The 21,400-nt window shown below is 71.1% G+C and carries 18 protein-coding genes and 1 pseudogene; 9 read left to right on the top strand and 10 right to left on the bottom strand.

Annotated features, from left to right (window positions below; genetic code table 11):
* Window positions 1-85 precede the first annotated feature (85 nt).
* Window positions 86-1,237: an epoxide hydrolase family protein gene (locus DKT69_RS21850; RefSeq protein WP_109803383.1), complete on the bottom strand. Its 1,152-nt coding sequence runs from the start codon at window positions 1,235-1,237 to the stop codon at window positions 86-88.
* A 274-nt stretch (window positions 1,238-1,511) separates the two neighbouring features.
* Here DKT69_RS21850 and DKT69_RS21855 point away from each other — a divergent pair, with 274 nt between their 5' ends.
* Window positions 1,512-2,063: a YciI family protein gene (locus DKT69_RS21855; protein ID WP_109803384.1), complete on the top strand. Its 552-nt coding sequence runs from the start codon at window positions 1,512-1,514 to the stop codon at window positions 2,061-2,063.
* 138 nt (window positions 2,064-2,201) lie between these two features.
* Here the strand turns inward: DKT69_RS21855 and DKT69_RS21860 are convergent, their stop codons facing one another.
* From DKT69_RS21860 to DKT69_RS21870, 3 genes are all read right to left on the bottom strand, one after another.
* The gene (locus tag DKT69_RS21860; protein WP_109803385.1) at window positions 2,202-2,480 is read right to left on the bottom strand and encodes a hypothetical protein; all 279 of its coding nucleotides are present in this window, start codon (window positions 2,478-2,480) and stop codon (window positions 2,202-2,204) included.
* 134 nt (window positions 2,481-2,614) lie between these two features.
* A complete protein-coding gene (locus DKT69_RS21865; protein ID WP_109803386.1) occupies window positions 2,615-2,902 on the bottom strand; it encodes a hypothetical protein in 288 nt (95 codons plus the stop codon).
* Between the two features lie 377 nt (window positions 2,903-3,279).
* A complete protein-coding gene (locus DKT69_RS21870; RefSeq protein WP_109803387.1) occupies window positions 3,280-4,563 on the bottom strand; it encodes a vWA domain-containing protein in 1,284 nt (427 codons plus the stop codon).
* A 127-nt stretch (window positions 4,564-4,690) separates the two neighbouring features.
* Between DKT69_RS21870 and DKT69_RS41175 the strand changes: the two are divergent.
* Both DKT69_RS41175 and DKT69_RS21875 read left to right on the top strand, forming a co-directional pair.
* Window positions 4,691-5,077, top strand: a pseudogene (locus DKT69_RS41175) (ADP-ribosylglycohydrolase family protein); the annotation flags it as partial.
* Window positions 5,001-6,314, top strand: coding sequence for an ADP-ribosylglycohydrolase family protein (locus DKT69_RS21875; RefSeq protein ID WP_255420220.1), 1,314 nt, complete (start codon window positions 5,001-5,003; stop codon window positions 6,312-6,314). The pseudogene DKT69_RS41175 and the gene DKT69_RS21875, both read left to right, overlap by 77 nt.
* A gap of 690 nt (window positions 6,315-7,004) precedes the next feature.
* Here the strand turns inward: DKT69_RS21875 and DKT69_RS21885 are convergent.
* The 5 genes from DKT69_RS21885 to DKT69_RS21905 are packed head-to-tail and all read right to left on the bottom strand — an operon-like array spanning window position 7,005 to window position 13,966.
* Window positions 7,005-7,871, bottom strand: a complete 867-nt coding sequence (locus tag DKT69_RS21885) for an SMP-30/gluconolactonase/LRE family protein (RefSeq protein WP_161557922.1) — start codon at window positions 7,869-7,871, stop codon at window positions 7,005-7,007.
* Between the two features lie 49 nt (window positions 7,872-7,920).
* Window positions 7,921-8,643 (bottom strand): SDR family NAD(P)-dependent oxidoreductase, encoded by a 723-nt coding sequence (locus DKT69_RS21890; RefSeq protein WP_109803390.1) that lies wholly within the window; start codon window positions 8,641-8,643, stop codon window positions 7,921-7,923.
* Complete coding sequence (locus DKT69_RS21895) at window positions 8,640-9,536, bottom strand: dihydrodipicolinate synthase family protein (protein ID WP_109803391.1); 897 nt, start codon at window positions 9,534-9,536, stop codon at window positions 8,640-8,642. Before DKT69_RS21895 ends, DKT69_RS21890 begins: the two co-directional genes overlap by 4 nt.
* Window positions 9,537-10,700, bottom strand: coding sequence for a mandelate racemase/muconate lactonizing enzyme family protein (locus DKT69_RS21900; protein ID WP_109803392.1), 1,164 nt, complete (start codon window positions 10,698-10,700; stop codon window positions 9,537-9,539).
* Window positions 10,697-13,966, bottom strand: a complete 3,270-nt coding sequence (locus DKT69_RS21905) for a YyaL domain-containing protein (protein WP_146231172.1) — start codon at window positions 13,964-13,966, stop codon at window positions 10,697-10,699. The genes DKT69_RS21900 and DKT69_RS21905 overlap by 4 nt, the downstream gene beginning before the upstream one ends.
* Window positions 13,967-14,079: 113 nt before the next feature.
* Here DKT69_RS21905 and DKT69_RS21910 point away from each other — a divergent pair, with 113 nt between their 5' ends.
* From DKT69_RS21910 to DKT69_RS21935, 6 genes are read left to right on the top strand one after another with little or no spacing between them, the layout of a single operon-like run.
* Entirely contained in the window at window positions 14,080-14,886 is an 807-nt protein-coding gene (locus DKT69_RS21910; protein WP_109803394.1) for an IclR family transcriptional regulator, read from the top strand.
* Entirely contained in the window at window positions 14,883-15,830 is a 948-nt protein-coding gene (locus DKT69_RS21915; protein ID WP_109803395.1) for a carbohydrate ABC transporter permease, read from the top strand. The genes DKT69_RS21910 and DKT69_RS21915 overlap by 4 nt, the downstream gene beginning before the upstream one ends.
* Entirely contained in the window at window positions 15,827-16,672 is an 846-nt protein-coding gene (locus tag DKT69_RS21920) for a carbohydrate ABC transporter permease (RefSeq protein ID WP_109803396.1), read from the top strand. The genes DKT69_RS21915 and DKT69_RS21920 overlap by 4 nt, the downstream gene beginning before the upstream one ends.
* Before the next feature lie 25 nt (window positions 16,673-16,697).
* Entirely contained in the window at window positions 16,698-17,981 is a 1,284-nt protein-coding gene (locus tag DKT69_RS21925) for an ABC transporter substrate-binding protein (protein WP_109803397.1), read from the top strand.
* A complete protein-coding gene (locus DKT69_RS21930) occupies window positions 17,978-18,979 on the top strand; it encodes a glycoside hydrolase family 88 protein (RefSeq protein WP_109803398.1) in 1,002 nt (333 codons plus the stop codon). The genes DKT69_RS21925 and DKT69_RS21930 overlap by 4 nt, the downstream gene beginning before the upstream one ends.
* Window positions 18,976-20,163, top strand: coding sequence for a mandelate racemase/muconate lactonizing enzyme family protein (locus DKT69_RS21935; protein ID WP_109803399.1), 1,188 nt, complete (start codon window positions 18,976-18,978; stop codon window positions 20,161-20,163). The genes DKT69_RS21930 and DKT69_RS21935 overlap by 4 nt, the downstream gene beginning before the upstream one ends.
* A gap of 256 nt (window positions 20,164-20,419) precedes the next feature.
* On the opposite strand, the gene DKT69_RS21940 is transcribed toward DKT69_RS21935, so the two are convergent.
* Window positions 20,420-21,358: an NADP-dependent oxidoreductase gene (locus DKT69_RS21940; RefSeq protein WP_109803400.1), complete on the bottom strand. Its 939-nt coding sequence runs from the start codon at window positions 21,356-21,358 to the stop codon at window positions 20,420-20,422.
* Window positions 21,359-21,400 lie beyond the last annotated feature (42 nt).

Here is a 21,400-nt window from a genome sequence, read left to right on the forward strand (position 1 = left end):
TACGGCATTCACGGCTAGCTTCTCGACCGATGTATGCGGAACGCGACAGCGGAGCCGGGCCGATGTGGCCCGGCTCCCTTGCTGATCAGTACGGGCGAAGCGACGTGAAGAATTGCCTCAGTTCGCTGGCGAGCAAATCCGGTTCCTCCAGAGGCATGAAGTGTCCGCCCCTACCTGATTCGCTCCAATGCCGGACGTTGGTGCAGGCGCGTTCGGCGATTTCGCGGGGGAAGTTGGCCTGCGACGGTTCGGTGCTCAACGTGAACGCGGCGGGCACCGTGATGTGGGGTCGTGGGCTGTTGTGGTCGAAGTCGAAGTACTGCCGGAACGAGGAGCCGATCGTGCCGCTCGCCCAGTACAGGGTGATGATCGTCAGCAGGGTGTCCCGGTCGAAGCGGCTCTCCAGGTCCCCGTGGTTGTCACTCCAGTCTCGGTACTTGTCGACGAGCCAGGCGGCCAGTCCGGCTGGAGAATCACTCAGTGCCGCGGCGATGGTGTCCGGCCGGGTGCCCATGATGGCGCTGTAGCCGCCATCGGTCTGGTCGTACGCCGCCTCGGCATCGAGATACGCCTGCTCGGCGGGCGACAGCGGCTGGGAGTCGAAGCTGGCCGGGAACGGTGGGTGGATCATATGAATGCCGGCCACCTGCTCGGGATACAGGGCGCCCAGCCAACCGGTGACCACGCCGCCGACGTCGCCGCCGAAGGCCCCGTAGCGTTGGTAGCCAAGGACGTCGGTCATCAACAGGTGCAGGGTCTGCGCCATCGCAGCGCGGGTGAGCGGCCCTTTCGGCAGCTCCGAGTACAGAAACCCTGGCAGCGAGGGAACCACCACGTCGAACGCGTCGGCGGGGTCGCCCCCGTACTGTGCGGGGTTGGTCAGGCGATCGGCCAGCGGCAGCATCTCCACGAAGCTGCTGGGCCAACCGTGGCTCAGGATCAGCGGCAGCGGCGCGGGCGCACCGGCCGGACGCGTCCCGGGTACGCGAAGGAAGTGGATGCGCCTGCCGCCGATCTGGGCCTGGTAATGCGGCAGCGCGTTGAGTTCGGCTTCCCGAGCGCGCCAGTCGAACCCGTCGGCCCAGTAGGACACCAGGTGCCGCAGGTAGTCGGGATCGGCACCGGCCTGCCATGGCTGATCGCCGCTGCGATTGGTGAAGCGCGTACGGGCCAGTCGGGCCCGCAGGTCGTCGAGTACCTCGTCGGATACATCGATACGGAACGGGGAGAAGGTCATTGTTCCTCCGGCTAGGAGGCGCTCCCCGACGCGAAAGTCAGCGGACAGGGATGGCCGGGTGGAGCGCCCAGACGTGACATTGGGTGTTCACCGGGCTCACCTCCCCTCATCGCTGACACGGGTCACCTTACACGTCCCCTTCTGCCGCCCATCGCGAGCGTCGATCGCCCCATTCCTGGATCAATCGGATATATTGTGACCTTGCCGCGACCGCAACACGGCCGGGTGGTACCCGTCCGCGTCGGTGTGTGGCATGGAGGTCACACTTTGGGGCATGGAGTTCTTCTGCTACCACCGCGACCGGCCCAGCTCGGTGGCGCTGCGCGACGAGCTGCTGGAAGAGCATTGGTCCTACATGGACCGGTACTCGAGAGAAATGATCGCTCGCGGACCGACCCTTGCCGGCGACGGCGACACGCCCACCGGCAGCGTGCACATCGTCGACCTGCCCGACCCCGCCGCCGCGCGCGTGTTCGCTCTCGACGAGCCCAACTATCAGGCCGGCGTGTACCGGGACGTGCTGCTGCGCCGGTGGCGCAACGCGCTGGGGCGCACCATGTGGGACTTCCCCGGAGGCCGGACCGGTGGTAATCGGTACCTGGTGCTCGGCCTCGGCGCGGGGCAGGCCGCTGACCTCGCGGTGCCGCCCGACCGGGACGAGCTGATCGCGTACGGGCCGCTGCTGTCCGACGACGGCGCCACCTGGCTGGGTACGGCGGTGCTTGTCCGGGCGGCGGATCCGGACAAGGCGCGCGCCGTGCTGACCCCGGACCGGTACGCCGACATCGAGGTGCACAACTGGCAGTTTGGCGGTCGGCCGTCATGACCCGAGGCTGGCTGTGGACTTGGTGCAGCGTGTCGACAGGCGTGGATGCGGCAGGGGGAGCCTGCTCGGAGTTGTCTGGCTTCGTCGACGCCTGTCAGCTTCCCCGGGGCCAAGATCGAACGTGCGGATCTGCCGCACTCAGCTCGGTAGATGCTTCAGCCATCGCGTGTGTAGGGCCTCATAGCGCGCCGCGTCAACGGCGGCCGGGTCGTCCAGCAGCGCGACGACACGGGTTCCACTCGGCAGTAGCCTGCTGTGAGCGGAGATCTCCGGCAGCGGCGGAGCTGGCAGCATCCTGCTCACCTCAGCCCCCAGGTAGGTCCACCATCCCAGCAGCGCGGGCCACCCGTCGACCGGATGATCTTCTTCGTGAATTCGCGTCAGATGCCAGATCTGATCCAGCGACCACTCGTCCATGACCCGACCGATGCCGGCAGCTAATGCATCGGCGGCTTGTAGCCACAAGGCGGTCAAGCGCGCGTGCAGCTGACGGTAGCCATCCGCGTCGGAGTTTGGGCGACGAAAGGTCCACGCCGCGTCAAGGGACCAGCTCAGGTTGATCGCCGTACTGGATTGATCGGGCCGACAGCTGAGATGGAGATCGACCCCGTCGGGTGTCCAGAGTTGGCTGGAGGCCTTCCCAGTCGCCATCGCGGCGCCGCCTCGTCCTGGTCCTCAACGATCCGCAGTTCGCCGTCGTTGTCGAAGAGGTTGATGCATCCGTCCGGGCGTCGAAACTTCAGACCGAAGCCGGCCGCCAGCGCGAGTACCTCGTAGATGACCTTGTTGACCGGACGCAGCACGGGCACCCGCAGCTCCCACGTCCAGTCAGAGCCCATCCCGGCATCCTGCCGAGTTCCGATTCCTCGGGGCAAGCGGCATCTTCCGGATAATGGACCACCGATGCCTCTGACCCATCGCAGATACGTCTGGGGTGGCTCCACAGCTGGACCACGTCCGCAACTGCCGCTGTCCGCGCGGTCGTGCCGTCGCCCCTGCCGCTCCCCACGACGTGGCGCTGCTGGTACATGGTGCGTCGAAGATCGGTGGCCGGCCGCCCTTGGATCCCTTCTTTCGTCAGTTGGCGGTGCCCGGTCGACCTTGATCGGGATTGTTACTTTGATGCCCCCGCTTGGCCAGGTGCTCCTCTGCACCCGGTCGGGTAGGACCGCCGCATTGCTGTGGCGGTCCCCTCAGGCCCTTGCCCGTGGCGCGGTCAGTTCGGCTCGGTGGATGGTGGGCGGGTCCTGCCGCGCTTGCTTGACTTGTACGTGGCATCCATGGACGAGTATTTCGCCGCTCGGGCGATCATTCCGTGCTCGGTCTGGTCGGCGAGGTAGGCCAGGGCGGTGGCCTCTTCGGTCAGGTCGTCGTGCAGGTGGGCCGGCGCTACTGGTAGGGCGTCGGAGAGGGCGTCCTGCGCGTGACGGATCTCGGCGTGCGCTGCGTCAGGGGCACTGGCGCTGAGGTGGCCGGAGGCGCGACGCTTGGCGTTCTGTACCCGCAGGTAGACCAGCTCGGTGCGTACGGTCGGGTCAGGTACCCGTCCTGCGGCCTGGTCACCGGGGACGACGTTGACGTGCAGCGGCAGGGTGAGCGTGTGCTGGGCCAGCGTAGGCAGCTCGACCCAGGTGAACTGGCACGTGGCGACCTGGGCCAGTCCGAGGGTGGCGATAGCGGGGATGTCGAAGGTCAGCAGCAGTTTGCGGGTTTCGTCGGCGTAGAAGTTGCCGAGCTCGGCGAGTAGCCCGTCACCGGTGGTGGTCGCGGGCATGTCGTTGACGATCTGGACCGCGCGTACGTGCGGTGAGGGCTGGATCAGCAGCGACGCTGCTTGGACGGTCTGGGACAGCAGGCCGTCGACCTCGCCGGCGATGAGCGCGCCCGCGGTGTCGGCTTCTTCGGCGAAGTGTTCGTTGCCGGCCCCACCGCGGGCGATCGCCGACATGAGCCGTTCGTCGTAGCCGAGTCCGTAGCCCAGCGTTGAGGTCGTGATGTTGTCGGCGTTGGCCTTGGCGGCGATGGCGCCCAACGTGTCGGGGTCGGTGACGCCGGCGTTGGCGTGCCCATCGGAGATGAGCAGCACGTTGGCTCCGGCCGGCCCGGCGATGCGGCTGGCTTCCTGCAGCCCGCGCAGGTAACCGGCGGACAAGTCGGTGCTGCCACGCGCGTCGAGCTTGGAGATTGCGCGTTTGACCGCCTGTTTGTCGGCGAGCGGCCCGGCTGCGACCGCTACCTCGACTCGGTCGTCGAATGCGACCAGCCCGAAGTTGTCGCCGGGATCGAGTCTGTCGATCAGGCCGATGAGTGCGGTCTTCGCGCCGTCGAGGCGGCCACCGGCCATCGAGCCGCTGCGATCGAGCACCACCTGCAGTGTGGATGCCGGGCGGTCGACGTCGCGGGTCGACGCCGCGGGTGCCGTCAGTTCGACGAGCACGGATAGTTGGTCGTCGGTCTCGAGTGCCAGCACGTCGACATCCAGATGTGCGGAGATGTGCATTTGTCTCCTTCAGCGGCACGGCAGGTACGGAAGCAGGGCTTGCCTGGCGGACGGTAGTGAATCACCGCGCTGTGACACTCCGATGGTCGTTGCCGGGCCTCGGCGCTTCGCGCGAACGAGCGGCGGCATGAGCGTGACGGCCGCGCGGTGCCGATCCGGCGGGCGGCAACCCGGCCGGGTAAGGACGCCGCAGTCGCGCGGTCGCAGTAGGGTCGTCGGGCTGGCGCAGGCCGATGAAGATGGGGGAGTTGCGACGGTGGGGGAGTTGACGACAGCGACTGTGCCGCTGAACGCGATCCAGAGCGACCGGGTTGCCGGTGTGCTCCTCGCTGCGGCGTGCGGTGACGCGTTGGGCGTGCCGTACGAGTTTCAACCGCAGCTTGCGGCCGGCGAACAGCCCGAGATGCGCGGCGGTGGGCTCGGCCCGTACGCGCCCGGTGAGTACAGCGACGACACCCAGATGGCGATGTGCATCGCGGAGGTGTCCGCCACCGGGGCGGATCTGCGCAGCAGCGACTCCCTCGACCGCATCGCCGGCAAATTTCCTCCGATGGAAACGGGAGGGCGCCAGCGATATCGGGGCGCAGACCCGGCAGGTCCTCGACGCGGTCTCACAGGTGAGGGGAGCGGGCGTCGCCCCGGCGATGAGAGACACAGCCGCGGACCTGCACCGCAGAACCGGCCGCAGTGCGGGTAACGGGTCGCTGATGCGCACTGCGCCGGTGGCGCTGGCCTATCTCGGCGATCCGGAGGCGCTCGCGGAGGCCGCCCGCGTAGTCAGTGCGCTCACCCATCACGACCCCCTGGCCGCGGACGCGTGTGTGCTGTGGTGCGCGGGGATCCGCCGGGCGGTTCTCGACGGGACGTTCGACGGGGTACGCGAGGGTTTGGACCTGCTGCCCGCGGGGCGGCGCGACCGGTGGTCGAGCTGGTTGGCCGAGGCGGAGTCCAAGCCGCCGGAGCAGTTCCGTCCCAACGGGTTCGTGGTCGCCGCGTTGCAGGCCGCCTGGTCGGCGATCAAACACACCGACGTTCCGGAGCACGACCCGGGTCGCGGCAGTTTCCCCTGCCAGCATCTCGAACGCGCTCTGACCGTGGCGGTGCGCGTCGGCGACGACACCGACACTGTCGCGGCGATCGCCGGGGCCCTGCTCGGCGCCCGGTGGGGCTCCTCCGCGGTGCCCCTGGCCTGGCCGCGCATCGTTCACGGCTGGCCGAACCGGCGCGCGGCGGACCTAATCCGCCTGGCCATGTTGACGGCCCAAGGCGGCCAGGCCGGCCAGGGCGGTTGGCCGGGCTGCGCCCGCGCGCCACGACCTGCCGTTGCACCGTTGATGGTGGCGCATCCGCACGACCCGGGGGTGATCCTCGGCAACCTCTACACCGACGCGGCCCCAGTGGGCGCCGGCGCGGTGGTCTCCCTGTGCCGGGTTGGCTGCGACGACTTCGACGACGTGGCCGTCGTCAACCGGGTGTCGGCGTGGCTGGTCGACCAGCCCGACGCCAATGCGCAGCCGCACTTCGTGGTCGATCAGGCCGCCCGGATGGTCCTCGAGTTGCGCAAGGAGGGCCATGTCGTGCTGCTGCACTGCGCCGCCGGTCAGAGTCGCACACCGGCGGTCGCCGCCCGCTACACGACCTTGACCACCGGCATACCGGCCCGCTCCGCGCTGGCCGAGCTGCGCGGCCTGCTCGGCGCGCACGGCTGGACACTCAATCCGGAACTGCGGCAGGTCGTCGAACAGCTGTGACGGGTCACGCCGGGGCTGCTGTAGGCCGCACAGGACCAATCGAGGACTCGGCTGTAGGCGAGGCCGGAACTATGGCCCCGCCCATGATCGGAGCGGCCCGCACAACCTGCCGGAACAACCCTGGTGGATGACCGGGCCGCCTGCCCATGGGACCAGGATCGGGGGAGCTGGATGGGAGCAGACGGGTGCACTCAACGGCAGTCAACTCCGCCCAACGGCACCGAACAGCAGTCAACGGCACCCGCCGCCCCCTCCTGGCGCAACGATCTGTCACTGCACCTGATTAGCGAGAGGGGGAGCCGGTGAAACCCACCGTCGTCGCTGCCGCGTATTCGGTCCTCAAGCGCGTCGCCCAGGAACGCCGCACGATGTCGTACTCCGCCTTGAGCGACGAGGTCCCTGGGCTCTCCCGTCGAGGCCCTTCGATGGTCGCGACGCTGATCGCAGTCGCTGAGCGCTCGTGGAGAAGCATGTGCTCCTGCCGGTACTGGCCGTAAAGGCGGGTCGCAATGGACTCCCCAGCTCCGGCTTTTACGAGTCATTGACGACCTACCGGCCCGAAGACGATCAATCCGACCCGAAAAGGGCTGCTCGCCGGGAGCGCGAGAGGGTCTACGCGGCCTACCCGCCAGACCAACAGTAGAAGCTGCTCAACCACATCCGGTGGGCACCAGGGACTCGGCAGCAGAACTAACGAGAGGAACCGGGGGAGTCCCCTTTCTTCGATGGTCCGGCGGCGAACCGGGCTGGCGGCAGACCGCACACTCCGATCTCCGCCGTGAACACTGCCCCCGAGAACTCGGCGCCGTCGGACCGGGCGGTGGTGACGAACAGGCGTCGCAGGTCAGGGCCCCCGAACGCCAGGTTCGTGACCAGCGGCGCCGGTACGCGCAGCGCACGGTCGGGCACGAGTCCGGCGGTGTGCCGGACCACGAGGCCGGATCCCCAGAGTGCCACCCACACGCCGCCGTCGGCGTCGACCGTGATCCCGTCGGGGTGGTCGACCCGTACCGACGCCACCGCACGGCCGTCCGACTCATACGCGGTGACGGTGTCGGCGAAGGTGTCGGCGTGGTAGAGGGTCCGCCCGTCCGGGCTGGTGTCGACGCCGTTCGACGCGCCGATCCGATCGGCGAGGATGCGGTGACGCAGGTGCGCCCCGATTGAGTAGAGGGCACCGCGGTTGGCGCGGGTACGGTCGACCGACCCGACGTAGAGCTGGCCATCGCGTCCGCACACCGCGTCGTTCAGCGACAGGTCGGCCGGCCCGGGCACGGTGACGAGGGGACGGAACGTCCCGTCCTGCGGGTCGAGGGCACCGAGGTCGCGGCCGGCGACGCCGAGCCAGCCGCTCCCGGCGCGCGGCACCAGGGCGGTGACCGGCCGACCGCAGGTGGCGCCGTGGGCGGCGCCGGTGGTCGGGTCGACGACCCAGAGGGTGCGGCCGGCGACGTCGACCAGGTGCAGGCGTCCGGTGGTGTCGTCCCAGATCGGGCTCTCGCCCAGCGCGCAGCGCAGCTCACCCAGGAGCGCCCAGTCAACGTCCTGGGAGATCATGGCCATCGGACCTCGGCACCGGTCGCCGCGTGGGAGGGTACGGGTCCGGTCACAGCCATCGGGCGCGCAGGTCGGGCCGCAGCCACGCGGCGGGCGAGGCGATGGAAAGGCCGCCGTCCACCGGCAGCACCGTGCCGGTGATGAAGTCCGCGATCGGGGAGGCGAGGAACGCCACTGCGGTGGCCACGTCCTCGGGGCGGCCGACCCGCCGCAGCGGGTAGCCCTCGGTGACTCGGGGCACGTCCGCCTGGCCGATCATGCCTGGTGCGACCGCGTTGACCCGGATGCCGGCAGGCCCGTACTCCAGGGCGAGCTGGCGGACCAGCCCCTCCACGCCGGCCTTCGCCGCCGCGTAGCCAGGCAGGCCGGGCGCGGCGAGGGTGGCGTTGACCGAGCTGACCGCGACGATCGCCCCGCCGCGGGGCAGCAGCGGCAGCGCCGCCCGGACGACGTAGAACATCGAACCGAGGGTGGCGTCGAGGGCGATCCGCCACTGCGCGTCGGTGGTCTGCGTCGCCGGGGCGACCGGCATCACCGCGGCGGCGGGCACCACCACGTCCAGCCGGCCGAGGATGCGGTGCGCCTCGGCGACGGCGGCGGCCGCGGCGTCCGGGTCGGCGCAGTCGGCCACCAGCTCGGCGGTGAACGCGGGGTCGGTGTGCTCGTCGAGCGAGACGCCGACGACCCGGTCACCGGCGTCGCTGAATGCCCGGCCGATCGCGGTGCCGATCGGTGAGGAGGCGCCGACCACGAGGACCCCGCGGCCGCTCATCCGGCCAGCTCCAGGTCGGCGAGGATGGCGCTGAGCGACTCCCGGCCAGCCGCGTCGAGCGGGCGGGCCGGCGAGCGTACGGTGGCGTCGGCGATGAGGCCGCGGCGCACCAGCACCTCCTTGTGCACCGCCCAGGCGATGCCCTGCTGGAGTCCGAACAGGATCAGCGGCAGCAGCCGGGTGAACGCGGCGCGCGCCTCGGCGTGCCGGCCGGCTTCCCAGTCGGCGAGGACGGGTGCGAGCAGGTCGGGGAACTCACAGGCCGGCATGGTGCCGATCGCGCCGCGGGCGTACTCCTCCAGGCAGAACTGGGCGTTCTGGCCGCCGAGCACCGCGAAGCCCTCGTCGGCGCGGGCGGCGACCACGGCCGCCACCTTCGGCGCGGTCGGGGGCGACTCCACCTTCACCGAGGTGACGCCGTCGAGCTTGCCGAGCTCGGCGATGAGCGAGGGTGCCATCGTGACGCCGGTGGCGCCGGGCGCGTCCTGGACCATGACCTCGACACTGGCGGCCGAGGCCACCTCGCCGTAGAAGGCGAGCAGCTGGTCGGGGGTGGGCTTGACCATGAACGGCGGCAGCACCATCAGTGCGTTCGCGCCGCCGGCCATCGCGGCGTCGGCCTGTTCGATCGCGGTCACCGTCGAGGTGCCGTTCACCCCCGCGACGATCGGTACGGCCCCGGCGACCACGTCGGTGACCGTGGCGAGGATCCGGGTCCGCTCGTCGGTGGTGAGCGCGAAGCCCTCGCTGGCCATGCCGAAGACCGCGACGCCGGTCACGCCGCTGGAGAGTTGGAACTCGGTGAGCCGGCGCAGGCTGGGCAGGTCCAGGGCGCCGTCGGGCCCGAACGGGGTCGCGAGGATCGGCACGAGGCCGTGGACGGTGTGGGGCACTCAGGACTCCTTGGCCAGGGCGCGAACCGTGTCAGCGTCGACGTTGACGCCGAGTCCCGGTCCCGCGGGCAGGTCGAACGCGGCCGGGTGCAGGGGCACCGGGTCGGTGAGGATGCGGGCGCCAACCTCGGTGGAGGTGGGCTGGTATTCGAAGGCGGCGAGGTCGGCGACGGCCGCGGCGACGTGCAGGCCGGCGGCCAGGGAGACCCCCATGCCGACGGAGTGGTGCGGAGCGACGGGTACGTGCCGCGCGGCGCACAGGTCGGCGATCGCCATCGCCTCGGTGATGCCGGTGCGCGCCACGTCGGGTTGGGCAATCCGCAGCGCCCGGGCGTCGAGCCACTGCGCGAACTCGTAGCGGTTGCGCAGCGCCTCTCCGACCGCGATCGGCACGGCCGAGCGGGCGGCGAGTTCGGCGTGCCCGGCGACGTCCTCCGGCGCGAGGGGCGCCTCCAGGAACCAGGCGTCCCGTTCGGCGAGCCCGTGGGCCAGCGCGACCGCGTCGTCGACCCCGTACGCCCAGTGCCCGTCCACGGCGATCCGCAGGCCGGGCGCGGCGTCCCGGACGGCGTCGACGGTGGCCAGGTCGGCGGCGACGCCGTGCCCGAGGTGCAGCTTGACCCCCGTGGCCCCCCGGTCGACCCAGTCGCGGGCCAGCGCCGCCCGTTCCGCGTCGGTGGACCGGGGCAGCCCGGAGACGTACGTGGGTAGGCGGGTGCGGAACGCACCGCCGAGCAGCTGCGCGACTCTGAGCCCGGTCAGCCGGCCGACGAGGTCCCAAAGCGCGATGTCGACGGCAGCGAGCGCGTCGGCCTGGTGGCCGACCATGTGCCCGCGTTCGCGCATCAGGTCGCGCAGCCGGTGCCAGGCAGGACGGGGGGCGGTGGCGTCCATGCCGACGAGCACCGGCGCGAGGAGCAGGTTGACGATGGCGGCCGGTACCTCGGGCGCCACCGGCGCCAGGGCCTCGCCCCATCCGGTGGTGCCGTCGTCGGCGATCACCTCGACCAGCAGCGTCTCGTAGCGGGACGAGTAGAGGCTGCGCCACGGCTCGCGGACCTCGTAGCCGTCGCCGATGGTGCCGCCGTCGCGTTTCGGTCCCAGGTAGGCCTGGTCGGTGCGCAGCTTCAGCACGTGGGTGTGGACCTCGCGGACCCGCATCATGCCTCCGCTCCGCAGGCCAGCCGTACCGGCCGGGACCGCTGGTCGCCGACCTGCACGGCATAGATGAACGCGGCGGACAGGTCGTCCACCGGCACGGTCCATTCGTTCGGGTAGACGGTGCGGTCGAGCTGGTGCCAGGTGGCGCCGTCGTCGAGCGACCAGTGCAGGGTCGCCGGTTCGCGGGTGGCGGCCTGCACGTAGGCGTGATAGCGGCTGCCGTCCGGCTTGGGGATCAGGATGCCGCGCACCGGGCCCACCGGGCCGTCGTCGAAGCGGTGCGCGCCGACCGGCGCGGCCTGGGCGCGGTGCAGCGGTACGTCCAGCGGGCCGACGCCGTGCACCACGATCGCGGTGATGCCGTGCCCGGAGACCTCGACGGTGAGCCGATGGTCGACGACGGTGGCCTGCTCCGGTACGCCGCGGTCGCGGATCACCGTCGCCCGGTACGGAGTGCCGGGGGTCATCGGCACCCGCGCCGGGTCCAGCGTCACCGTCGCCGTGCCCGGGGTCGCGGCGGCGTTGGTGAGGCTGACGCAGAGCCGGTCCCCACCCTCGGCGGCGATCCAGTTGACCTGGTCGGTGTCCAGCCGCACCAGGCCCTTCGGCAGCCACAGCCAGACCCCGTCCTCGCCGTGGAAGCGACCCGGCCGGTGGCCGTAGACGCGGTAGGCGAACCAGACGTAGTTCTGCTCGAATTCGGCCGGGAAGGCGATCGCGCCGCCGGAGCGGGTCTCGTGCTCGGCGATCAGGTAGTCGATGGCCATGCCGAGCTGGGCGGGCGCGTGGTGGTAGTAGATGGTGGTGTTGCCGAAGGGCCCGGTCCAGGGGAAGTCCGGGCGCATGTGGTGGACCGTCAGCTGCCGGTAGTAGTAGCCGGGGTAGCTGGTGAACCGGCCGACCAGCGCGTTGTGCGCTACGTCGCGCAGCAGGTCGTCGCCGGTGTGCGCGGCGAGCCGCAGCAGGAATGGCGCCCACGCCGGGTTGAGGGTGAACCCGTTGAACCGGTAGGTGTTCACCGCCTCGATGCTCAGCCCCGTCGGGGACACCTGCCAGGCCGGCACCTGCTCGTCGGGCACGTCGGTAGCCGGGTAGTCGTACAGGTCGGCGGGGTCCCACCAGCCGGTTAGCTCGATCTGCCTGTCGACGAAGAGCGGCCGCTGCGGGACGGTGACCGTGCCGTCGGGCACCGGGCGGGCGAACACCATGGTGGTGAACCTTTTCGCCTCCATGTGCGCGGCGTCGAGGTAGCGGCGCCGGCCGGTCTCCTCGTACATCTCCAGCAGCTCGACCCAGGCGCGGCAGTAGTAGACGGCGAAGTCGTGCGGGTCGGCCTCGCCGCCGTACGGCTGGTCGATTTCCTCGGCGATGTAACGGTCGGCGGCCTCCTCGGCCTGTTGCCGCAGCTTCTCCTCTCGGGTCATCCGGTACGCGGCCAGTGGCGCGCTCATCGGCGTGCGCTTCAGCCAGTAGTCCTGCGTGTCGAGGGAGGAGAGCGCCAGCTCCCGGGCGGCGGTGAGCCCGCCCCGGGACAGCGCGTACAGCGGCGCGAGCGCGGGCGCGCCGAACGGCGTGCCGCAGAGCTGGTTCTTCGTCGGGTCGCCGTAGACGGTGGCGTCCTCGCGCGGCGTCCAGCCGTAGGCGTTGCGGGACAGGTGGAACTCGACCGTCGGCAGCGCCCGGGTCTCGTACAGCTCGTCGTCGCCGGTCAGCTGGTAGGCCCCGAGCAGCACCGAGGTGGTGGTCGCGCGGACAGCCTGGTCGTTCTCGATGTCGATGTAGCCCTTGGCCCGGCTCCACCAGCCGCTCGGCGAGCCCTGGTAGTCGACCCGGTCGTCGGCGGTCGGGCCGGCCTTCATCAGGTCGATCAGGTTGTGCACGGTGTCGGTCAGCGAGCAGCCGAATACGTTGCGCCGGTACGCGGTGTAGCCGTACTCGCCGCGCAGCAGGTCGCGGTAGGCGTCGTACAGCTCGGTGCGGCCGGCGTACACCCCGACGGTGAACCGGTACGGCTCGCCGGCGCGCAGGTCGGCCCGCCGGCCGTACTGTGGGGCGTATAGGGTGGGCTGCACCGTGCCCTCGGGGGTGCCGAGGCTCATGCCGAACGGCTGGTCGTCGTCGCCGCGAGCCGACTCGTACTCGAACGGCAGCTCGGCGGCCGGCGCGAAGAGGCCGGTGGTGATCGGGCCGCGCCGCACCAGGCACAGCGGCGCGAACAGCTCGTCGCGCCCGACGGACGCCGGCCCGCCGACCATCCGGGCGTGCCGCAGTGGCCCGCACAGCACCTCGTCGACCTCGTCGACCGGTGACGCCGCGAACGCCCGGTAGGCGACCACGAACCGGCCGTCGACCCGCGGGGTCAGCTTGACGTCCACCATGGGGTGACGGCCGTCCAGCCGCCAGGTGACGGCGAGGGAGAACAGTTGCCGGTCGCCGCCGCGCAGCCGCACCGCGTTCGGGCCGAGCCGTTCGACCTGGTCGAACGTCACCGGGTGCCGGTCGAGGGTCCCCTGCGGGTTCCGGCGGCTGCCGCCGTCTCCGTGCAGTACCAGCCACCGCTCGCCGAACCGGTCGTCGCCGACCCGTTCCCAGCCGCCGTCGCCCCGTACGAGCAGGTCGGTGGCGTAGCCCGCTCCGCCGTCCCACCGCAGGGCGGCGACCTCCAGGCGGTGCGCGGCCCTCTCGACCGCGGCGTACGGCTCGACGGCTACGGCGGCGGCGGTGGTCAAGTCCGGGCCGGCGGCATCGGCGCGGCCGGCCGCGCGCACCGTGCGCGGGCCGAGGTGGACGACCTCCACCGGGGCGAAGGCGGCGGCCATGGCGGTGGCACCGACGCCGACCCCACCGCCGTCGAGTGGGTCGCGGTCGGTGACGGTGGCCGCCGTGCGCCCGTCGACCGCGACCGTGATCCGGCCGTCGGCGACGGTCACCTCGACGGGCAGCCACCGGCCGAAGTCGAAGGCGAGGATGTTGTCGGCGAGCAGTTCGGCGTGCCCGTCGGCGTGCCGGAGCACCGACAGGTACCGCACGCCGGTGCGGACCCGCAGCCGGATCGCGTACCAGCGTTCGGCGTCGGCGTTGACCCGTAGTTCGGCGCTGCTGACGTCGGCGCCGTGCCGCGGCTCGGGCACCCGCACGGCGGTGCGGATCGCGAAGTTGCCCGTCATCGCTGGCAGCGCCGCGCCGAGCAGGTGCCGCCCGTCGGGGTGGCCGTGGCCGTCGACCTCTATGGGGCGATCGAAAGACGAAAACGCACGGTCAGATGTCACGGAGGCGCTCCGACGTCGCGATTCTGCAACTCGTATGCAATCCGCGATTGACACGATGCAACATGAGCGCCACTCTGACACGACGATGGATGGCACGTCCAGAGGGAGAGCCGGTGGCGAGTGACCAGGGCACCAACCAGAGCGTGGAGAAGGCGGCCGCCGTGCTGAACGCCTTCCTCGCCGGCCAGCCCGCGCTGCGGGTGTCCGACGTCGCCCGCCACGCCGTACTCGGCCAGTCGACCGCGTCCCGCCTGCTGGCCACCCTCGAATCCTGCGACCTCGTGCAACGCGACCAGCTCAGCGGCCTCTACCAGCTCGGCCCGGCACTGATCACGATGGCCGGCGTCGCCCTCAACAGTCACCCCGTGCACCGCGAGGCCCGCCAACGCGCGCAGAACCTTGCCGCGGAACTCGGCCTCGGCGCCAACGTCGCGATCCGCAGCGGTGCCACGCTGTTCTACCTGTGCAACTTCGAGGGCACCCTCGCCCCGCGGTCGTTCGTGCTGATCGGCCAGCACAACCCGCTGCACGCCACCGGGCTGGGCAAGTGCTTGCTGATCGGCACCGACGCCCAGCAGCGCCGCGCGCTCCTGCCCGACCTGCCGCCCTACACCACGTCCACCATCACCGACCACACTGCCCTCGACGCGGCCGTCGAGCGGGCCGCGCAGCGGCGTTACGCCACCGAGGTCGAGGAACTCGCCCTCGGGCGGGCCTGCATCGCCTCCCCGATCCTCGACCACACCGGCACGGTCTGCGCCGCGCTGTCGGTCTCCGGACCGCTTTCCGCGATTGACCTCGACACAAGGGAGGCCGAGTTGTCCCGCATGGTCATCGAAGCCGCCGACGCGATCAGCACCGGGCTGGGCTACCTCGGCCCCGCCGACCGCATCCCCAGCCGGGTGCAGGCCGTCCGATGAGCACCGACACCGCCCACCCGGACACCACCGGCCGCACGCCGGCGTCCCCGCCGGCCGGCAACCGCCCGCCCCGGTCGCTCGGCGACGGCGCCTTCGCCGCGCTGCTCATGCTGCCCGCCCTGGCGATGCTCGCCGCGATCGTCGTCTACCCACTGGTCGCCTCCCTGGTCACCGCGTTCTTCGAGCAGAGCCTCGTCGAACCCGGCCGCACCTTCGTCGGGCTGCATAACATCACCGACCTGCTCGGCGGCGACTTCTGGCGGCTGCTGCGCCAGACCCTGGTCTTCACCGTCGGCGCCACGATCGCCCCGTTCCTCGTCGGGCTCGCGCTGGCGCTAGCCCTGAACACCCGCATCCGGGGCCGAGCCACCCTGCGCGGGCTGCTGCTCATCCCCTGGCTGGTGCCCAGCGTCGTCGTGTCGTTCCTCTGGATGTGGATCTTCAACGCCAACTACGGGCTGGCCAACGGCGCGCTGGAGGCGCTCGGGCTGATCGACGCCCCGCAGGCCTGGCTCGCCGGGCCGGGCACCGCGATGACCGCCGTCATCGTCGCCAAGACCTGGGCCAGCTTCCCGTGGATCATGGTGATGCTCCTCGCCGGTCTGCAGACCGTGCCGCTCGAACTGCACGAGGCGGCGGAGACCGACGGCGCCGGCGCGGTGCAGCGGTTCTTCGCCGTCACCCTGCCGCACCTGCGCGGCATCATCGGCATCGTCCTACTGCTGGAACTGATCTGGAACTTCCAGCACTTCGACCTGATCTACGTGATGACCGGCGGCGGCCCGGCCGGCGCCACCGAGACCTTTGCCACCGCCGTCTACGAGACCGCCTTCCAGGGCTTCGACCTCGGCCGCGCCGGCGCACTCGGCCTGCTGTGGATGGTGCTGCTGCTCGGCATGGTCGCGATCTACGTCCGCCGGTCCGAGCGGGAGGGACAGCTATGAGCAAGCGCTCCGCACGGGACACCTGCGGCTCCCGCGCCGCGGCCTGGATCGCCGTCGTCGTCCTCGGCGGGTTCGGGTTGCTGCCCGTCTACTGGATGCTCGCCACCGCGTTCACCCCCGCGCAGCAGACGTTCCGCTACCCGCCGTCGTTCTTCCCCACCGAGCTGACCCTGGACAACTTCGCCCGGCTCGCCGACGAGCCCGCGCTGGCCCGGTACCTGCTCAACAGCCTGGTGGTCTCGGTCATCACCGCCGTGCTGAGCGTCACCGTGTCCGCATACATGGGCTACGCCTTCTCCAAGTTCCGCTTCCGTGGCCGGCGCAGCCTGATGTACTTCGTGCTCTCCTCGCAGATGTTCCCCCAAGCTCTGCTGCTCGTCACCCTCTACGCCCTGTTCAGCGCCTATCACCTGCTCGACACCTACACCGCGCTGGTGCTGTCGTTCACCACCTTCACGCTGCCGCTATGCGTCTGGATGCTCAAAGGCTTCTTCGACACCATCCCCGACACCCTCGTCGAGGCCGCCCGCGTCGACGGCGCGTCCCGGCTGCGCACCATCCACTCGGTCATCCTGCCGCTGTCGGCGCCCGGCCTCATCGCCGCCGGACTCTTCGCCTTCGTCCGCGGCTGGAACGACTTCGTCTTCGCCCTCACCCTCGCCGGCCGCGAGAAGACGACGCTGCCGCCCGGACTGGTCAACGCCTTCCTCGGCGAGGCGACCGCGCAGTGGGCCGAACTCATGGCCGCGTCCCTGATCGCGTCCCTGCCCGTCGTCGTCGCGTTCATCGCACTCCAACGATTCCTTGTCGGCGGGATCACCGCCGGCGCCATCAAGGGATAACCCAACCCGTCCCGGAGGTCCACCAATGAGTAGCAACCTTTCCCGCAGGGACATGTTCCGCCTCGTCGGACTCGGTGCCGGCGCCGTCGGCTTCGGCGGCCTGGCCGCCTGCGCGCCGAGCGCCGACGGCCCCGACAAGGACACCGCCAAATCCGCCACCAACTTCTCGTTCGCGTCCTGGAGCCTGGCCGACAACGCCTCGAAAGCCAAGATCGAAGAGCTGATGAGCGGGTACGGCAGCAAGGCGGGCATCACCGTCAACGGCGTGCCGCTGGCCTACAACAACTACCTCAACCAGCTCACCCTCCAGGTGCGCGGCGGACAGTTCAGCGGGGCCGCGCAGATGGACATTGCCTGGCTCGCCGGCCTCGCCGCCCTCGGCAAGCTACGCGACCTCGGCGACGTCGCCAAGGATGCCGGCTACACCGAGGCCGCCCTCACCTCCGGCCAGGTCGACGGTAAGCAGGTCGGCCTGCCCTGGACGACCGCCGCGATCGGGTTGATCGCCAACCGCGACCTGATGCAGAAGGCCGGCATCACCACCGCGCCCGCCACCATCGCCGACTTCGAGGCCGCGCTGCGGGCCCTGAAGGGCACCGGGGCAATCCCGTACGCCGCCTCCACCAAGGTCGCGCAGCTCAAAGACATCCTCATCTGGATGCAGACCTTCGGCAGCCCGCTGCTCGACGGCGACAAGGTCACTGTCGGCGACGACCCCAGCGTCGAGGCGGTCACCTGGTACAAGAAGCTCTACGACGAGAAGCTGATCGCCCCGGACGTGGAGCGCGTCGACGCCCGCACCCTGTTCGCCCAGGGCAAGACCGCGATGTACGACGACGCCATCGTCGGCCGGGACTTCGTCGTCAAGGGCTCCCCTGACAAGTCCATCGCCGACAAGCTGGACCCGATCGCCCGTCCGGTGAAGAACGCCGGCGACAAGCCCCGGGCCGTGCAGTGGGGCCACGCCGTCGTGGTCGTCGAGGGGGAGGGCGCCAACACCGCCACCGACTTCGCCAAGTGGCTGACCTCCGACGAGCAGACCGTCCTCGGCTACTTCAAGGACCTCTCGCTGCCACCCACCACCACCGCCGCGCTCGCCTCCGAGCAGGTGAAGACCGACCAGTTCACCTCGCAGTTCAGCGAGCGCATCACCGCCACCGCCACCCCGAACCCGTTCTGGAAGTATCCCCAGTATGCGCAGATGGAGACGGCGATCTCCGAGCAGGTCCAGGCCGTGCTGGTGGGCAAGACCAAGCCCGCCGACGCCATGCGCGAAGCCGGCCGGGCGGTGCAGGCCCTCATCAAGTGACCGACACCGCGCGCGACACCGGGCTGGTGGCGGCGATCGCCGAAGCGACCGCCGCCACCACGCCGCGGATCTGGGGCTTCGGCGTCGACGGCACCCTCACTGCCCTCCTCCGGGCCGGCGACGCGCTGCATCGGCCGGACCTGACCCAGCGGGTCGTCGACCTGGTGACCCCGTCGCTGACCGCCCCGCCGGATCCCACCGACCACCTCATCGCCGTGGAGGCGATGCTCGCCCTCGCCGCCCGCCGACCCGGGATCGACGTCGCCGACGTCTGCCGGCGGTGGTTGGCGGCGGTCCGGCACGCCCGGCCCCGGCACCCGGGCGGACCGCGGCTGCACCGGCCGGACCTGCCGCCGTGGCAGTCGACGATCTGGGTCGATTGCATGCACACCGACGGGCCCGGCCTTGCCGCGCTGGGCCACCCCGACGAGGCCGTCGCGTACGCCACCGCGTACGCCGCCGCGCTGCAACTGCCGAACGGGCTGTTCCAGCACGGCTACGACACCGCGGCGCGGCAGGGCAATGGCGTCGCCTGGGGCCGCGGGCAGGCGTGGGCGCTGCTCGGCCTCACCGACACCCTCACCCGGGCGTACGACGGCGGGCTCGCCGAGCGGCTGACCCGGCTGGTCGACGCCCTCGCTGCCCACGAACGCGACGGACAGTGGTCGACCGTGGTCGACGACCTGGACGCGCCGGTCGAGGCGAGCGTCGCCGCGTACCTCGCCTGGACGGTGCCCCACGCGATCGACGCGGGCCTGGTTGATCCCGCCCACCGCGCGATGGCCGACCGGGCCTGGACCGCGACGCTGCGCCGGCTCACCCCCGGCGGCACCCTCGCCGTGTCCGAGGCGACCCCGGTCGGCGCCGCCCCCGACTACCACGACCGCGCCCTTGGCGCCTTTCCCTGGGGGCAGGCCCCGGTGCTGCACGCGGCACTGGACCGCATCGCCCCGGCGGCGCCCACCGGCGACGGACCCGACGAGGAGGAGAGCAGATGAAGGTCGTCGACGTCCGCAGCTACGCGGTGCGCGCCAAGCCCGCGGAGACCTACTGGGGTGCCCGGGCGTGGAGCGCCGACCACGGCAGCGCGCTGGTGGACTACCCGCCGATGGAACGCCGCCGCTACGTCTACAGCGACACCATCGACGCCGTGCTGGTCCGCGTCGAGACCGCCGACGGCGTCGTCGGCTGGGGCGAGGCGAAGGCCCCGGTCGGCGCCCGCGCCACCGCCGCCATTCTCGACGACCTGATCGCGCCGCTCGCGGTCGGCTCCCGGCTCGACGAGATCGCCCGCACCTGGGACCGCGTCTACACCGGCATGCGGGTCCGCGGCCACGACAGCGGCTTCTGGCTGGAGGCCCTCGCCGGTCTCGACATCGCCCTCTGGGACGCCTGGGCCCGCACCCTCGACCAACCGCTGCACGCCCTGCTCGGCGGCCGGTACCGGGACACCCTGCGGCTCTACGCCTCCGGCGTGCCCGCCGCGCCCGCCGGCTCCGGTGCCGAGGGCCAGCGGGCGGTGCGCCGGGAGGCCGAACGGCTGCGTGACCTCGGCTACGACGCGGTCAAGGTGGCCATCGGTGCTCGCCCCGAGGACGACATCGCCTCCGTGCAGACCGTCCGCGAGGTCTTCGGCGACCAGGCGTCCGTCTACGCCGACGCCGCCGGCCAGTACGAGGTGCCACAGGCACTGCGGGTCGGCCGGGCCCTCCAGGAGGCCGGCATCGGGTTCTTCGAGATGCCGCTGCCTCCCGAGGACCTCGACGGGTACGCCACCCTCGCCGCGCGGTTGGACATCCCGCTCGCGCTCGACTCGCTGGCCACCCGGCACCGGGCGCTGGAGTTTCTCCGCGCCGGCGCACTACGGGTGCTTCAGCCCGACGTGTGCCGGGCCGGTGGCATCACCGAGACCATGCGTATCGCGGCGCTCGCCGACGCGTTCGGCGCGCAGGCCACCCCGCACGTGAGCATCGGCTCGGCCGTGCACTGGTACGCCAGCGTGCAGTGCGCCACGGCGATGCCCAACTTCGCGGTGCTCGAACACTGGATCGGCACCAACCCGCTCACCGCCGTCGCGCCGGACGCGGTCGCGCCGCTGCGCGGGCGCTGCGAGGTGCCGCGCGGAGCAGGCCTCGGCATAACGGTCGACGAAGAAGTGGTGCGGACGCTGACCGGTGACTGACGCGACCGTTCAAGTGTTCCGCCGTACGCCAATGGCGTGTCACCCGCGCGTCGCGCTGTGCCCGTTCCAGCGCGGCGGTAGGACCGTCTTGACCCACGACCACAGCCCAGCGCGCCGGCACCTTCGTGAGCCACCTGGCCATGCTCGAAACCCTGCCCGCGGTGGCCAGGTGGTCGGACGCTCGGTCGCAGGGGCGCATCCGACGACCGCGGCAGCCGTGCCGGCGATCAGCACGCCGCTGGCATTTGCACACTGATCACGAGTGCTGCGTTCCTTGTTCGTCCGCGACCTGAATGATCGTCTTGCCGGGCGTGCGGCGGTGGCGGGCGAACGCGGAGGCCGTTTCGGAAAGCGGTCGCACGGCGCCGACGATGAGGTTGAGCCGTCCGGTCCGGAGGCGCTGGGCGAGGTCGGTCAGCCGGGCGCGATCAGGTTCGACGACGAAGAAGACGGCTCGCCCGTCCTTGGGCTGCACGGTAGGTGGCATGGCGATGGTGACGAGGGTGCCGCCCGGGCGTACCAGTTCGGTCGATCGCTCGAGGATGTCGCCGCCGATGACGTCGAACACCACGTCCACCTCGCCGACGTGCTGCAAATCGTCGGCGTCCAGGTCGAGGAAGGTCTGCGCGCCGAGGCCGAGCGCGACATCACGGTCGTCGGCTCGGCCGGTGCCGATCACGCGGGCGCCCACCTCCCGCGCGAGTTGAACGGCGATCGAGCCGACGCCGCCCGCGGCGCCGTGAATGAGGACGGTCTGGCCGGTCGTGAGGTGGGCGTGGTCGAACAGTCCCTGCCACGCGGTCAGTCCGGAAATGGGCAGCGCGGCGGCCACGGTGTGGTCGATGTCGGCCGCGAGGGGGGCGAGGTTGCGAGCCTCCACCGCGGTGTATTCGGCCAGGGATCCGTTGCGGGTCCAGTCGGTCAGTCCGAACACCCGCTGGCCCACGGTGAGGCCGGTGGTTCCGTAGCCGAGCTCGACCACAACTCCGGACAGCTCGTGCCCGGGGATGCTGGGTGTCCGGTCGCGACCGGCGCGATCGGACCACGTTCCCGGCCAGTCGAGCTCTCCGGGGGTGAAGCCTGCGGCGTGCACGCGCACGATGACGTCGTTTTCCGCAGCGTGGGGGTAAGGCATGTCGGTCAGGGTGAGCCCGCTGACACCCGCGTCACGGTCTCGCACGGTGATCGCTCGCATGCTCGAATCCTTTCCAAGAAAGTTCGTCGGTATGGGGTGGTT

This window comes from Micromonospora sicca, from assembly GCF_003172935.1.
GTDB lineage: Bacteria > Actinomycetota > Actinomycetes > Mycobacteriales > Micromonosporaceae > Micromonospora > Micromonospora sicca.

Excerpts from the sequence above, each read along its gene's own strand:
- DKT69_RS21890 (WP_109803390.1), bottom strand. The coding sequence starts at position 8,643 with ATGAGCGGCCGCGGGGTCCTCGTGGTCGGCGCCTCCTCACCGATCGGC.
- DKT69_RS21920 (WP_109803396.1), top strand. The coding sequence starts at position 15,827 with ATGAGCAAGCGCTCCGCACGGGACACCTGCGGCTCCCGCGCCGCGGCC.
- DKT69_RS21870 (WP_109803387.1), bottom strand. The coding sequence starts at position 4,563 with ATGCACATCTCCGCACATCTGGATGTCGACGTGCTGGCACTCGAGACC.
- DKT69_RS21940 (WP_109803400.1), bottom strand. The coding sequence starts at position 21,358 with ATGCGAGCGATCACCGTGCGAGACCGTGACGCGGGTGTCAGCGGGCTC.
- DKT69_RS21855 (WP_109803384.1), top strand. The coding sequence starts at position 1,512 with ATGGAGTTCTTCTGCTACCACCGCGACCGGCCCAGCTCGGTGGCGCTG.
- DKT69_RS21860 (WP_109803385.1), bottom strand. The coding sequence starts at position 2,480 with ATGGACGAGTGGTCGCTGGATCAGATCTGGCATCTGACGCGAATTCAC.
- DKT69_RS21915 (WP_109803395.1), top strand. The coding sequence starts at position 14,883 with ATGAGCACCGACACCGCCCACCCGGACACCACCGGCCGCACGCCGGCG.
- DKT69_RS21865 (WP_109803386.1), bottom strand. The coding sequence starts at position 2,902 with ATGGGCTCTGACTGGACGTGGGAGCTGCGGGTGCCCGTGCTGCGTCCG.
- DKT69_RS21935 (WP_109803399.1), top strand. The coding sequence starts at position 18,976 with ATGAAGGTCGTCGACGTCCGCAGCTACGCGGTGCGCGCCAAGCCCGCG.
- DKT69_RS21900 (WP_109803392.1), bottom strand. The coding sequence starts at position 10,700 with ATGATGCGGGTCCGCGAGGTCCACACCCACGTGCTGAAGCTGCGCACC.
- DKT69_RS21850 (WP_109803383.1), bottom strand. The coding sequence starts at position 1,237 with ATGACCTTCTCCCCGTTCCGTATCGATGTATCCGACGAGGTACTCGAC.
- DKT69_RS21925 (WP_109803397.1), top strand. The coding sequence starts at position 16,698 with ATGAGTAGCAACCTTTCCCGCAGGGACATGTTCCGCCTCGTCGGACTC.
- DKT69_RS21885 (WP_161557922.1), bottom strand. The coding sequence starts at position 7,871 with ATGATCTCCCAGGACGTTGACTGGGCGCTCCTGGGTGAGCTGCGCTGC.